Genomic DNA, 12,583 nt, shown 5'->3' on the forward strand with positions numbered 1-12,583 from the left:
CGTGGTTTATTGCGGTGGGGCAAGGGGGCGCACGGCGAGCAGGTACGCCCCGCCGAGTGCGAGAACGCCTGCTGCGGCAAGCCAGGGCGAGCCGGTGGTCCACATGTCGCCGACGAGGGCTGCGGCGATGCCGGCGAGCCCGCCGAGCAGCAGGCGGCTGCGGTGGCGCAGCCAGCCTGGCAGGTCGGCATGGCCTGCGAGGGTGCGGCGGGCTTCGCCGGCGAGCAGGAACGTGAGGGCCAGGAACCCGGTTGCGCAGGCTGCGGGCGGCGACGGCGTCCCCACGGCAACGGCGAAGGCAGCGGTCACGACCGCGAGCGGGGCGGCCCATGAGCCCGGCCAGCGGGCGGTGACGAGGACGAACAGCAGCGTGACGGCTGCGCTGGCCACGACGACGGGCGAGACCTGGAGAGTGGAGGCGGCCATGGGGACGCCGGTGCCGAGCATAGGAATCGGTCCGCGGGCGAGTGTGTTCATCGGGTCCTCCCGATCAGCGGGCGAAGGCTGAGCGGTCCGAGGACGTCGTCGAGCTGCTGGCGCTCGTTCCACTGGACGACGGGGATCCCGAGGCCGGTCAGGCGGGTTTCGACCCGGCGTCGGTCGAGGCGCCACAGCCGTACTGCGAGGCGGTCGGTCTCGGCGTCTCGGCCGATGGGCGGTTCGGTGCGCAGCGTGTCGACCACGACGATCGCGCACCCCCTGCGGTGCAGGTCCTGCACGGCGTTGAGCGCGCGGTGGTCGAGCAGCGGCGAGAACACGATCACGGCGGCGCGTGGCGGCAGCGCGGGCCGCGGGATCCGGGAGAGGTCCGGCTCGACGACGGCATCGTCGAGACGGGCCTCGACCACAGTGTCGGCGACGCGGTAGAACTGCCGCGCGCTGGCATCCGGGCCGATCCAGCGCAGGATCCCGCCGAGCGCGACGACGCCGGCCCGGTCGCCCCGGTGCAGGGCCGTCCGCACGACGGCGGTCGCGCCGTGCACGCCGAGGTCCAATGTGGACCCGCCGGACTGCGGGACGGCGGAGAAGGTGTCGATCACAGCGATGATCTCGGCGGCCTGCTCGGCGAGCCGATCGGTGATGTACAGCTGTCCTCGCCGTGCGGTGGCGGTCCAGTTGACGTGGCGCAGCAGATCTCCCGGCTGGTAGGGCCGGACGGCGGCGAATTCGATGCCGCTGCCCCTGCGTCGTCCGATGTGGACTCCGGCGCGGTCGGGAAGATCAGCGGGGCGCGGCAGGCTGTCGAGCGTCGTGGTACGGGGGTAGGCGCGTATTTCGCCGGCGTCCGCGATCACCACGGCTTCGAGCAATCCTGAATGGGCGTAGGCGGCCACTCGCGGTTGTACGGACCAGCGCCCCCAACGGAGCAGTCGCAGCGCGAACGTGCGTCCGTCCTCAGTGGACGCAGCGATGCGAGGCGTGGGCAGCGACACGGAGATCTCGTCGGCCGCGCCGCGTGCGTGGACGTCGACGGTCAGCGGAACTGTGTCGTGTTCAAGGCAGCGGGGCTCCGGCAGCGCGGTATCGACGGTGAGCGACTCGGCGGGCGTCCGGCGTCGGCGGCCGACGGCGAGAGCGCCCAGCAGAGGTGCGGCGAACCCGATCAGGTCCGCCCGGCCGAGCAGCATCCCGGTCAGCATCGCGAGTCCGGCACAGGTCGCGAGTGTCACTGCGAGCGGGGTCGGATGCCAGTGCACCGGATACGCGCTCATGTCGGCCGCCCGGCGCGCGGGACGGGGACGTCGTCGAGAATCCGGGCGAGCACGTCTTCGCCGCGCACCTGACGGACCCACAGTTCGGGCCGCAGGCTGAGCCGGTGCGCCCAGCACGCGGGCACGAGATCCTTGACGTCTTCGGGCACGACATAGTCCCGGCCGGCCAGCAGCGCCTTCGCGCGGGCCAGCTGCACAAGCTCCAGGCAGGCCCGGGGGCTGGCGCCGACCACCACCTGGGTGTGCTCGCGGGTCGCCGCCGCGAGCCGCACGACGTAGGCCAGGACGTCCGGGTCGACCTCGGCCTGTTCCACCGATTCGCGCAGGGCGGTCAGCTCGCCGGAAGCCAGGATCTGGTGCAGCGCGGCCGGAGCGGAGCCGCGGTCGAGGCGGCGGCGGAGCATGTCCTGTTCGCGTTCGGCGGGCAGGTAGCCGATGCGGACGCGCAGGGCGAACCGGTCGAGCTGCGCTTCGGGCAAGGGATAGGTGCCCTCGTATTCGATCGGGTTGTCGGTGGCGAGCACGACGAACGGGTCCGGCAGCGGGTGCGTGCGCCCGTCGACGGTGACCTGCCCTTCGGCCATCGCTTCCAGCAGCGCGGCCTGGGTTTTCGGCGGGGTGCGGTTGATTTCGTCGGCAAGCAGCAGGTTGGCGAACACCGGCCCGGGCCGGAACACCAGCCGCCGGTCGGCCTGGTCGTAGACGACGGCGCCGGTGACGTCGGAGGGCAACAGGTCCGGGGTGAACTGGATGCGGGCGAAGCCGAGGCCGAGCACGGTCGCGAACGATCGGGCGATCAGTGTCTTGCCGAGGCCGGGCAGGTCTTCGATGAGCACGTGCCCGCGCGCGAGCGCGCCGAGCAGGATCAGCTCCAGGACGGCGCGTTTGCCGACGACGGCGCGTTCGACCTCGTCCAGGACGGCGGTCGAGCGGGCTCCGGTCATGGCGGCGTCGGTGAGCGTCATCGGAGGGCCTCCAAGCGGTCGAGGATCGCGGCGAGGGTCTGGTGCGACGGTCCTGGGGCGTCGCGGTCGCCGGACCGCGCGCGGCTCGGGTCGACCAGCGGCCAGAGGTCTTCGCCGAGGAGGCGCCTTCCGTCCGGGTCCGGTCCCAGCAGGCGCACGAGGACCGGGCGCAGGTCGCAGTCCCAGGCGTGCCGGGAGGTGCCGGACCAGGCCACGGCGGCGGCGAGCTTGGCATAGCCGGGGAAGTCCGGCCGCCGAGCCTCGCGGGCCGGTGCGGCCGCGGTCTGCGAGGGGCGCAGAGCTGCCCGGACGTTGACTATCGCCAGCACGGTGATCAGCACTGCGGTGACGAAGAGGCCTGCGACCGAGGCGATCGCATAGCCGACGGCGAGCAGGACCGCCGCGGCGACGCTGAACAGGACGGTGATCATGGTCGCCTGCCGAGGTCGTGGAGGAGTTCGTCCAGGGCCTGGCGCGCGGTGTCCTGGTGCGCGCCGGTGATCGGGTGGCTGCTGAAGCGTGCTTCGGCGAACACGTCGACCAGCCGCTGTGCCGGTCCTGCGCGCACGAGTCCGCCGTCTGCGGCGCGGGCGAGCACCGCCGACGGGGTGTCGGAGAGCCGGGGTGCCGCCGCGGACTGTGCGAGTGCGCGCTCCATCGCCGCGAACGACCGCAGGATCGCCCCTCGCGGCCCGCCGGTGACCGCCGCGACGATTTCGCCGCGGCCCGCTGCCGCAGCCTCCGCCAGACCACCTGACGCCTCGATCGGACGCGGCGCCCGGCGGTGCCATCGGAGAAGCAGCAGGAGCAGGGCTGCCAGCAGCACGACCGGCAACAGCCAGGACGGCCCGCCGCCGGGGGAAGCCACCGAGGGCGCGGCTGCTGGCGGAGGGGGCACGAACCGGACTGGAGGCTGCGTCGGCGGGGTGGCTCGCGACGCCACGACAGCCAGGACCACGAGCGGTGCGGCGACGACGGCCAGGGTGATCAGCACTGCCCACCGCCGGCCCCATTTCGTGCCCAGCGGCTCGTGGACGGCCTCGAAGTCGTCGTCCTCAGGCCTCCGGCGACGGCGCAGCGCCGCGAAGAACGCGAGCACCGGAAGAACCGCGGCGAGGACGAGGATCGAGGTGAGGACAGCCAGCGTCGTGCCCCCGACGTGCGCGAACGGCCCCGCGAACGACCAGCGGGCGTTTCCGCGGGCACGCACTCCGGCCACGCCGAGCGCCAGCAGGACGCCGACGGTGATCAGCGCGGTGGCTTCACCCCGGTGTCGCATTCGCACACCTCTCCCTGACGTGTTCGTCAGGGACCGTTAGCGGCGTGCCGCGGTTGTGGTGAGCCCCATCACCTGCCTGCGATTGTGCCACGGCCGGACGCCGGACGCGATCAGCCGGAGGGCTGGCTCGGGTATGCTCGGGTGAGGCGATGAAGCTCGCCGCAACCGCCGCCCCCGGCTGATGGCTTCTACCAGTGCCGAGCTGGTGTGGAAGCGGGTGGTGCGGCATGGCGCGTTCTCCGAGCGTCCTGTTCCCGGGTGGCGAAACCGTCGGCAGACCGGCCGAGCCCGCGTTCTTCGGCGATCTGAATCTCGGCCAGGCGGTGTCCGCGGTGACTGCCGGGCGGGCCGAGTACGACCTGGGCCTGTTCTTCTCCGCGCCGCTGCACGAGGCGCCTGCCGTCGAGTATCGGCACGAAGTGTTCCGCGACCTCCAGCGCGACGACGTGCGCGAGGTGGTCGAGGAGTTCGCCGAGCGGATGCGGCGCATGCGCGAGCGCCTGGCGCTGGCCGGAAAGATCCACTATCCCCGGCAGAAGCAGCGGTGGTTCCTCGACGCGGTGGATGTCTACTGTGGAGCGGTCGCGGCGCTGCGGGAAGGGCTGGACCGCGTCGAGATCCGGTCCCGCGGCCTGCGGTCGATCCACGAGCACGTCGCCGGATACCTTGCGGCGCAACCTTTTCACGCATTGCTTGCCGACACGCGTGATCTCCAGGAGCAGCTCGCGCGGATCAAGTACCGCGTGCACGTCCAGGGCGCGCGAGTCAAGGTCAGCCGGTTCGACGACGACGCGGACTACAGCAGCGAGGTCGAGAAGACGTTCGCGAAGTTCAAACAGGGCGCGGTGAAGGACTACTTCGTCCGGTTTTCCGAGCCGCCGGAGATGAACCACATCGAGGCGCAGGTTCTCGACTGCGCGGCCCGGCTGTACCCGGGCGCGTTCCGCGCTCTCGCGGACTACTGCGAACGGCATCGTGACTACCTGGCGGCCGCGATCGGCCGGTTCGATCGCGAGGTGCAGTTCTACCTCGCCTACCTGGCGCACATCCGGCGGCTGTCGGCGACCGGTCTGCGGTTCTGCTATCCGGAGATTTCGGCGACCTCGCACGACATTTACGCCGAGGACGCCTTCGACCTCGCTCTCGCCACCAAGCTCGTCCCGGACAGCCCGTTGGTGTGCAACGACTTCCGACTGTCGGGTGCCGAACGGGTGCTGGTGGTGACCGGGCCGAACCAGGGCGGCAAGACGACGTTCGCGCGCATGTTCGGCCAGCTCGCGCACCTGGCCGCGCTCGGATGCCCGGTGCCCGCGGCGCGAGCCAGGCTGTTCCTCCCGGACCGGGTGTTCACGCATTTCGAACGCGAGGAGAATCCGATCACCCTGCGCGGCAAGCTCGACGACGAGCTGGTGCGGATCCGGGACATCCTGCGCGACGCGACGAGCGACAGCGTGCTCGTGCTGAACGAGAGCTTCGCGTCCACCACCCTGCACGACGCCCGGTTCATCGGCACCGACGTGCTGCGCCGCATCATCGACTTGGGCGCGCTGACGGTGTATGTGACCTTTGTGGACGATCTCGCGTCGCTGGGCGAGGCGACGGTCAGCATGGTCGGCGGGGTCGTTCCGGACGATCCGGCCGAACGCACTTACCGGCTTGAACGGCGGGCGGCCGACGGGCTCGCTTACGCCGCGGCGATCGCCGAGAAATACGGACTAGCCTACGACACCCTGCGAAGGCGGATCGGGCGATGAAAGTCTTCCTGCTGCACCGAGACCAGGACGCCGATCTCGACGCCCCGCCGCCGCCGGACGACCTCGTCCAGGATCTGGAACTGGAGACCCTGTTCGACGCCATGGCCGCCGGCGACGACTTCCTGCGCGACCTCGTGCCCCGAATCATGTTCGCGAGCCTGACCGACCCGGACGCGATCCGGTATCGCCAGCAGGTTCTCGCCGACTGCGTCGCCCATCCCGGGGTCGTGCGCGACCTCTACGCCATCGCGGTCGACGCGCGCCAGGTCGAGCGGAAGGTGTGGTTCGGGATCCTTTCCCGCGACTCGCCCGAGCACATCCTGAACCGGTCGGTGAAAACGCTCGAATTCCTCGTGGACAACCTCAAACAGCTGCGGCAGCAAGCGATTGAGCGCGGCGGCGAATTTCGCTCGCCGGGATTCGCCCGGTTCTTCGCGATGCTGCGGGAGGAACTCGACGACGACTACTTCGCCGTGGCCGAGAACCACTTGGAGGAACTCGAATTCCCCCGCGGCGTGCTGATGAGCGCGGAGCTGGGACAGGGGAACCGCGGCGTGCGGTTCGGCCTGCACCGGATGCCGAAACGAAGCTGGATCGAGCGGATCACCACGAGCGCCCCGCCCAGCTACGGGTTCGTCGTGCCGGCGCGGGACGAGGCCGGTGCCCGGGCCCTCGGCGACCTGCAAGGGCGCGGGGTGAACGTCGTGGCCAACGCGCTGGCCCAATCGGCTGATCACGTGAAGAGCTTCTTCCGCGTGCTGCGCGCCGAACTCGCCTTCTGCCTCGGCTGCCTGAACCTGCACGAACGCCTGCGCGCGAAAGGGAAACCGGTCTGCTTTCCCGCTCCGGAACCGAGCGGAGAGCCGGTGCTGACCGCGCGCGGACTGTACGACGTGTGCCTCGCCCTGCGGTCCGATGAACAGGTGGTGGGCAACGACGTCGACGCCGACGGCAAGACGCTGGTCCTCGTCACCGGCGCGAACCAGGGCGGCAAATCCACGTTCCTGCGCAGCTGCGGCACCGCGCAGCTGATGCTGCAGGCCGGGATGTTCACGGCGGCGGAAGCCTTGCGGGCGAACACGTGCACGGGCCTGTTCACCCATTTCAAACGCGAGGAGGACGACACGATGACCCGGGGCAAGCTGGACGAGGAGCTGGCCCGGATGAGCGAGATCGCCGACCGGATCCGGCCCGGCGGCCTGCTGCTGTGCAACGAATCGTTCGCCTCCACCAACGAGGCCGAAGGATCCGAACTCGCTCGCCAGGTGGTCCGCGCGCTCACCGAAACAGGCGTCAAAGTCCTGTTCGTGACCCACCTCTACGACCTCGGCCACAGCCTGTGCGAGCAGCACCGCGACGACATGCTGTTCCTGCGCGCGGAGCGCGAGCGGACGTTCACCCTGACCGAAGGCGAACCGCTGCCGACCAGCTACGGCGCGGACTCCTATCGCCGCGTCTTCGCCGGTCACCGCTAGGCACCGCGCGTGCTCGGCTGCTACCGTGGATCAGTCCGTGGTGCTCGGCACCGCGACCGGCGATGGGGCTCGCCGTGATTCGCGCCGTCCGGCGCTGATGGCTTCTACCCGCGACCGCGTCCGCGCAGCATTCTGCCGGGCGACCGGACGAGGAGGAAGCCATGGGGCTGGACGCCAAACCCGTCAACCTGCGCTGCACCGGCCTGATCCTGCGCGACGCCCACGTCCTGCTGTGCCAGCGGATCACCGACTGGGTGCTGCCCGGCGGCACGCAACAGGACGGGGAGTCCGTCGGCGCGTGCGTGCGCCGCGAAGTGCGCGAGGAGACCGGTCTCGCGGTCACGCCGACGGGCGTCGCGTTCGTGCTGGAGGCAACGAATTCGCGTTACGGCCAGCACCTGGTCGAGATCGTGCTGCACGCCGAGACCGACGACCCGGACGCCGAGCCGCACGGGGTCGAGGACGGCCTGGTGCCGCGGTTCGTGCGGCTGGAACACGTGCTGTCGCTGGAGCTGCGGCCTCCGATCGGCGGGTATCTGCGCGGCTTCCATGCGGGTGGCGCGCAGCGGACTGCCGCCTACCTGGGCAACGTGTGGCGCCCGGCGCCGGCCGAGGCGAGGCGATCGTCGTGACTGCCGCGCTGGCGAACCTGGCCGACCTGGTCCGGCGGTATCTCCCGGTCGAACGGGCGCGAGTGGTGGACGACGCGGTGTCCCGTGCCTTGTCCGGGCAGGTCCGGGTGCTCGTGCTCGGCGAGGCCAAGCGCGGCAAGAGCACCTTGGTGAACACGCTGTTCGCCCGCGACTTGCTGCCGACCGGCGCACTGCCGGTGACGTCGGTCGCGACCACCGTCACCGTCGCGTCCACTGTGGATGCCGAGGTCCGCTACCGCGACGGCCGCAGCCGTCCGATCGGGCTGGACGAGGTCGCCGAGCTGGTCAGCGAACGCGGCAACCCCGGCAACGTCCGGCAGGTGGACACCGTGCGGATCTCAGCGCCGTCGGCCTGTCTCCCAGCAGGCACCGAAGTGGTCGACTCGCCCGGCACCGGATCTGTACATCAGGCCAACACCGAGGAAGCCGCGCGGGCGCGCGACAGCGTGGACCTCGCCGTGCTCGTGGTGGCCGCCGATCCGCCTGTCTCGCAGGCTGAGCTGACGCTGGCCGCAGAGGTGATGACGACCGCGGCGGCCGCGGCGGTGCTGGTCAACAAAACCGACCTGGTGCGGCCCGGCGATTTGGCCGAGATCGTCGCGTTCACCCGGGCCGCGGTCGCCGGACCGCTCGGCTCGGACGTCCCGGTGCTGCCGGTCTCGTTGCGCACCGGCGCGCCGACGGAATTGGTCGCGTGGCTCGGGGAACGGATCGCACGCTGCGGCGAAGCGGACGTCGTGTCCTCGACCGCGCGTGCGCTGCGCCGGGAAACGACCGCGGTACTGGACGGCCTGCGGATCGAGTACGAGCTGATCCGACGGTCCACTGAGGACAGTGCGGGTGCGGTGCGCGCCCTGCGGGCGATACTCGACAACGCCCGGGTCGCGGAAACGGCCGCCGTGGACCATCTGCACGGTGCGGCGCGGCGGGCGCGGGCAGACTTGGATGCCGCACACGAGCGTGCGGTCGGCGCGGCGCGTGCGGCCACGCGGGAAGTGCTGGGGGCCGCGTTGCCGGAACAGCCCGCGCGCCCCGAGACCGCAGCAGATCTCGTCCGGCACCGGATCGGCGACCTGGCGGCCGGGCGCTGCGCGGAGTGGTTCAACCGCTTGGGCGCGGAGTTGGAGACGGCCATGCACGCCGGCGCCCGGCAGGCGTTGTCCGGTCTGACTGCGGATCTCGCGCGGTCACGGCAGGCCGCGGCCGAGGTGCTCGGAATCCGGCTGGACGAGGTGCCGATGCCGGAAACCGCTGCCGCGCCACGGTTGCCGGTACTCGAACTCGGCCCGGAGGTCGTTTGGCGGGAACTGGTCACCACGGCACTCGCACACCGCCTGCCGGCAGCGATCCGCCGCAAGCGGTTGCACCGTCACCTGGTCGACTGGGCGGCGAATGCCGTGCCCCGGCCGTTCGGGCGCGCCCGCTCTGCGCTGCAGGACTGGTTGCAGGACAACGCATGCGGGACCGAACGCGCGCTCGCGGAGATCTGGCGGGCCCAGCTCGCCGCACTCGAACGCGGACTCGCCGAAGCCGCGCGCCGGGAGAGTGCCGGTCCGGACGTCCAGCTCGACGAACTCGGCGAGCAGATCAGCGTGCTCGACCAGGCCGTACGCGAGCTTGACACCACCGTCCTCAGCGCCGCGGCACGGTGAGCCGCCATGATCGGATGTGCGCGCTGGCGGCAGACGGAACTCCAGGTCCTGGAATGGGTCCACGGGCAGACACCGCGGTCCGCGGTGCGGTGCGCTCAGATGGTGACCACGCTCGGGGAGACTCCGGTCGCCTGGGCCGCGGTCGGCGCCTCGTGCCTCCTGACGCGATCCGGCGGGCGGGCCGCGCCGATCGTCACGCTCGCGGTCGCGGCTGCACTGCGACGCGGCCTGGCCGATCTGATCGACCGGCCGCGTCCGCCGGAACGGTTGTGGCGCACGGAATGGTCCGGCCCGAGTTTTCCTTCCAGGCACACGACTCTCGGCACGCTGGGTGCGGGTCTGGTCGCCGTGAACCTGTTGCGCCGGCCGGGAATCGTCGCGGTGCCGGTCGCGGCGGCCGTCGGGATCAGCCGGATCGTGCTCGGCGTGCACTGGCCCACCGACGTGCTGGCCGGCTGGGCATTCGCGGCGGCGGCACTGGCGCTCTCGGGCGGGAGGCGCCGGAATGGCCGGCGTTGAGCTGTGCCACGCCTTCGTGGAGTTCCCGATCTTCGACGCGAAGTCCCGCTCGCTGAAGAAACGCGTGCTCACCTCCGCCGGCGGGACGATCCGGACCGGGGCGAAAGTGCCGATCGTGACGGCGTTGCGGGACATCACCGTCTCGCTGGCCGAGGGCGACCGCGTCGGGCTGGTCGGGCACAACGGCGCGGGCAAGTCCACCCTGCTGCGGCTGGTGGCCGGGATCTACGAACCCACCCGCGGATCCGCGCGGCGCACCGGCCGGGTGGCGCCGGTGTTCGACCTCGGCCTCGGCATGGACCCGGAAATCTCCGGACTGGAGAACATCGTCGTGCGCGGCATGTTCCTCGGCATGACCCGCCGCCGGATGCGGGCCCGGATCGACGAGATCGCCGACTTCACCGAACTCGGCGACTACCTGCGGATGCCGCTGCGCACCTACTCCACCGGCATGCGGGTGCGGCTGGCGCTGGGCGTGGTGACGTCGATCGACCCGGAGATCCTGCTGCTGGACGAAGGCATCAGCGCGGTCGACGCGGACTTTCTCGAACGCGCCCGGGCACGGCTGCACGACCTGGTCGCGCGCTGCGGGCTGCTGGTGTTCGCCTCGCACACCGAGGAGTTCCTGCTCGACCTCTGCGATTCGGCGCTGTGGCTGGACTCCGGGCGCATCGTGCGAGCCGGCCCCGCGACAGACGTGGTGCGCGCCTACACGGGTAGCTCAGGCCGGGCGGACGCTGAACCCCAGCAGCGCCGGGCCGCCGACGATCCGATCGCCGCCGACCGTGTCCTTCAGCTTGTGCATCCCCGTGTCGTCGCCCCGGACCGGGAAACTCCGGGAGAAGTGCTGCACGAGGATCTGTGACCAGCCGATAGGAATCGGTCAGCTGACCGCCAGGAGCGGCCGGAGGCGTCCGGTGCGCAGGGTCTCGACATACCCGGAGGCCACCCGGCGCAGGACGACGCTGGCGGCGAGGGCGACGAGGAGACCGACGACGAACGAGCCGGCGACGTCGTGCGGGTAGTGCGCGCCGACGTAGACGCGGGAGGCTCCTTCCGCGAGGGCGAACAAGGCGGCGATGGCGCAGAGCCGGCGGCTGACCAGATACAGGGCCGCGACGGTGGCGGCGGCGACGGTGGAGTGGCCGCTGGGGAAGGCGTAGTCGTCGAGTGCGGGGCAGGCTTCGACGATGAAGGCGTTCGGCAGGGAACGGCAGGGCCGCAGTTCGGCGACGCCGGACTTGACGACCTCGGCGACGACGAAGGCGACCAGAACGCAGACGGGGGCGACGAGGGCGGCGGTCATCGTGGCCGCGTCCGCGCGCCGGGCCTGCCACCAGCCCACGATCATCAGCACGGCGAAGACCCCCAGTCCGTACTGGGTCCAGGCTTCGGCCGGAGCGTTGAGCCAGGCGGTGTGCCGCGCGAAGTCGGTCACCGAGGTGAACCACGAGCCGTCGACGGTCGAGCCGTCGAAGGCGAGCCGGAAGGGGGAACTGGGAGCCATGGCAGGTGGTCTTTCTGGGCAGTGGCGAGCGGTGGGCTGGTGCTTGCGACGGGGGGCGGACTCCTCCGTCTTCATCTACATGGTTGTAGATTCTCGTCATCGTAGCGGGATGGGGTCCGGGCGGTCGCCTGCCGGCAGGCGCGCGGCCTCGGCAGGCGGCATCGCTCCTGGTTGAGGTGCGAGATCGCGGCCGGCGACCGGTCCCGGACGATCGCCTGAGCGATGTCGATCATGCTCACGTGCTGCCGTCCTCGCAGGTCGCCGGTTCAGGGAAGCGGTCAGGCTAGCGTGCGGCGGCAGGGGCACCGATCTTGGGGATGCTAACTGTCGTTATTTTCCAGACCTAACTGTTGCCTTGCTTCCAGCCGCAGGTGAAGTGCCGGATGAGCGTCGCCGGGACCAAGGCGGTGAGCAGAGCGCCCACCACGATCGGCCCGGGGGAGCCCATGCCGATCCCGACGACCGTGATCACCAGCTCGGTGGCCAGCAGGGTGAGCAGACCCGCGGCGGCAGCGGCGAGCGTGGACAGGCGCACCGGGTGAAACGCAGCGAAGCGCCGGGCCAGCCGCGGGTTTTCCCGGACAAGCTCGTGCTCGATCTCGTCGAGCTGCTGTTGTTCGTGATCGCGCAGTGCCATGGCCGGCTACACGTCGTAGCAGAGGGGCGCAAAACCGCGGAGCATGACCAGAGTTGCCACCCGTGGCCTCCCTGCCTGTGTGATCGCAGCGATCGTCGGACCAGGCAGGGGCTGTTGGCGGCGCACGGCCGCGGTTGGGTCCGGCGAGCCCCACCGCCGGGCGCTGATGCGCGTGGCGGAGTCTACTGCGTTTCGACGGGCGGGAGAGTCGGCGGCGCGAAGCCGTACTCGCGGGCGTGCCGGGCGGACAACGCGGTGGCACAAGGCAGGCAGGCCAACTGCCGGATTTCGGTGAAGGCCAGGTCTGCGGAGCTGAAGCCGGTGGAGTGCGGGACGGAGTTGTGGCCGACGCGGACGCAGTCGCGGCAGACCGCGGCGCCGCAGGTGGTGCAGATTCCCACGGCGGGGCGCGTTTCATTGGCGAGAGAGC

14 protein-coding genes and 2 riboswitches are annotated in these 12,583 nt (G+C 71.0%); of the genes, 6 read left to right on the forward strand and 8 right to left on the reverse strand.

The genetic code is table 11. The features are described from left to right. Positions 1-6: 6 nt before the first annotated feature. From FKO37_RS12135 to FKO37_RS12155, 5 genes are read right to left on the reverse strand one after another with little or no spacing between them, the layout of a single operon-like run. Entirely contained in the window at positions 7-477 is a 471-nt protein-coding gene (locus FKO37_RS12135) for a hypothetical protein (RefSeq protein WP_143271430.1), read from the reverse strand. Beyond that, positions 474-1,712 carry a DUF58 domain-containing protein gene (locus tag FKO37_RS12140; protein WP_051165935.1) on the reverse strand — a complete coding sequence of 413 codons (1,239 nt, stop codon included), beginning with the start codon at positions 1,710-1,712 and terminating at the stop codon, positions 474-476. The genes FKO37_RS12135 and FKO37_RS12140 overlap by 4 nt, the downstream gene beginning before the upstream one ends. Then, positions 1,709-2,677, reverse strand: coding sequence for a MoxR family ATPase (locus tag FKO37_RS12145; RefSeq protein ID WP_037359852.1), 969 nt, complete (start codon positions 2,675-2,677; stop codon positions 1,709-1,711). Before FKO37_RS12145 ends, FKO37_RS12140 begins: the two co-directional genes overlap by 4 nt. Continuing rightward, positions 2,674-3,108 (reverse strand): hypothetical protein, encoded by a 435-nt coding sequence (locus FKO37_RS12150; RefSeq protein ID WP_037359854.1) that lies wholly within the window; start codon positions 3,106-3,108, stop codon positions 2,674-2,676. The genes FKO37_RS12145 and FKO37_RS12150 overlap by 4 nt, the downstream gene beginning before the upstream one ends. Then, a complete protein-coding gene (locus FKO37_RS12155) occupies positions 3,105-3,956 on the reverse strand; it encodes a DUF4129 domain-containing protein (RefSeq protein ID WP_037359856.1) in 852 nt (283 codons plus the stop codon). Before FKO37_RS12155 ends, FKO37_RS12150 begins: the two co-directional genes overlap by 4 nt. A gap of 136 nt (positions 3,957-4,092) precedes the next feature. Continuing rightward, positions 4,093-4,154: riboswitch (Fluoride riboswitch) on the forward strand. A 29-nt stretch (positions 4,155-4,183) separates the two neighbouring features. Between FKO37_RS12155 and FKO37_RS12160 the strand changes: the two genes are divergently transcribed. The 6 genes from FKO37_RS12160 (at position 4,184) to FKO37_RS12185 (ending at position 10,874) form a co-directional block, all read left to right on the forward strand. Next, positions 4,184-5,710, forward strand: coding sequence for a DNA mismatch repair protein MutS (locus FKO37_RS12160; RefSeq protein WP_037359858.1), 1,527 nt, complete (start codon positions 4,184-4,186; stop codon positions 5,708-5,710). Continuing rightward, positions 5,707-7,185, forward strand: coding sequence for a hypothetical protein (locus tag FKO37_RS12165; protein WP_037359860.1), 1,479 nt, complete (start codon positions 5,707-5,709; stop codon positions 7,183-7,185). Before FKO37_RS12160 ends, FKO37_RS12165 begins: the two co-directional genes overlap by 4 nt. A 49-nt stretch (positions 7,186-7,234) precedes the next feature. After that, positions 7,235-7,299: riboswitch (Fluoride riboswitch) on the forward strand. A gap of 47 nt (positions 7,300-7,346) precedes the next feature. After that, positions 7,347-7,817, forward strand: a complete 471-nt coding sequence (locus tag FKO37_RS12170) for an NUDIX hydrolase (RefSeq protein WP_037359862.1) — start codon at positions 7,347-7,349, stop codon at positions 7,815-7,817. After that, positions 7,814-9,490, forward strand: a complete 1,677-nt coding sequence (locus FKO37_RS12175) for a dynamin family protein (protein ID WP_158242504.1) — start codon at positions 7,814-7,816, stop codon at positions 9,488-9,490. Before FKO37_RS12170 ends, FKO37_RS12175 begins: the two co-directional genes overlap by 4 nt. A 99-nt stretch (positions 9,491-9,589) precedes the next feature. After that, positions 9,590-10,009 carry a phosphatase PAP2 family protein gene (locus tag FKO37_RS12180; protein WP_158242505.1) on the forward strand — a complete coding sequence of 140 codons (420 nt, stop codon included), beginning with the start codon at positions 9,590-9,592 and terminating at the stop codon, positions 10,007-10,009. Next, complete coding sequence (locus FKO37_RS12185) at positions 9,996-10,874, forward strand: ABC transporter ATP-binding protein (RefSeq protein WP_101438000.1); 879 nt, start codon at positions 9,996-9,998, stop codon at positions 10,872-10,874. The genes FKO37_RS12180 and FKO37_RS12185 overlap by 14 nt, the downstream gene beginning before the upstream one ends. Before the next feature lie 18 nt (positions 10,875-10,892). On the opposite strand, the gene FKO37_RS12190 is transcribed toward FKO37_RS12185, so the two are convergent. From FKO37_RS12190 to FKO37_RS12200, 3 genes are all read right to left on the reverse strand, one after another. Next, the gene (locus FKO37_RS12190; protein ID WP_101438001.1) at positions 10,893-11,516 is read right to left on the reverse strand and encodes a phosphatase PAP2 family protein; all 624 of its coding nucleotides are present in this window, start codon (positions 11,514-11,516) and stop codon (positions 10,893-10,895) included. A 343-nt stretch (positions 11,517-11,859) separates the two neighbouring features. Continuing rightward, on the reverse strand, positions 11,860-12,153 hold the full coding sequence (locus tag FKO37_RS12195) for a DUF3040 domain-containing protein (protein ID WP_101438002.1): 294 nt from the start codon (positions 12,151-12,153) through the stop codon (positions 11,860-11,862). Positions 12,154-12,335: 182 nt separating this feature from the next. Further along, positions 12,336-12,554, reverse strand: coding sequence for a hypothetical protein (locus FKO37_RS12200; RefSeq protein ID WP_101438003.1), 219 nt, complete (start codon positions 12,552-12,554; stop codon positions 12,336-12,338). Positions 12,555-12,583: the final 29 nt, after the last annotated feature.

This window comes from Amycolatopsis sp. Poz14 (assembly GCF_006704225.1).
Lineage (GTDB): Bacteria > Actinomycetota > Actinomycetes > Mycobacteriales > Pseudonocardiaceae > Amycolatopsis > Amycolatopsis nivea.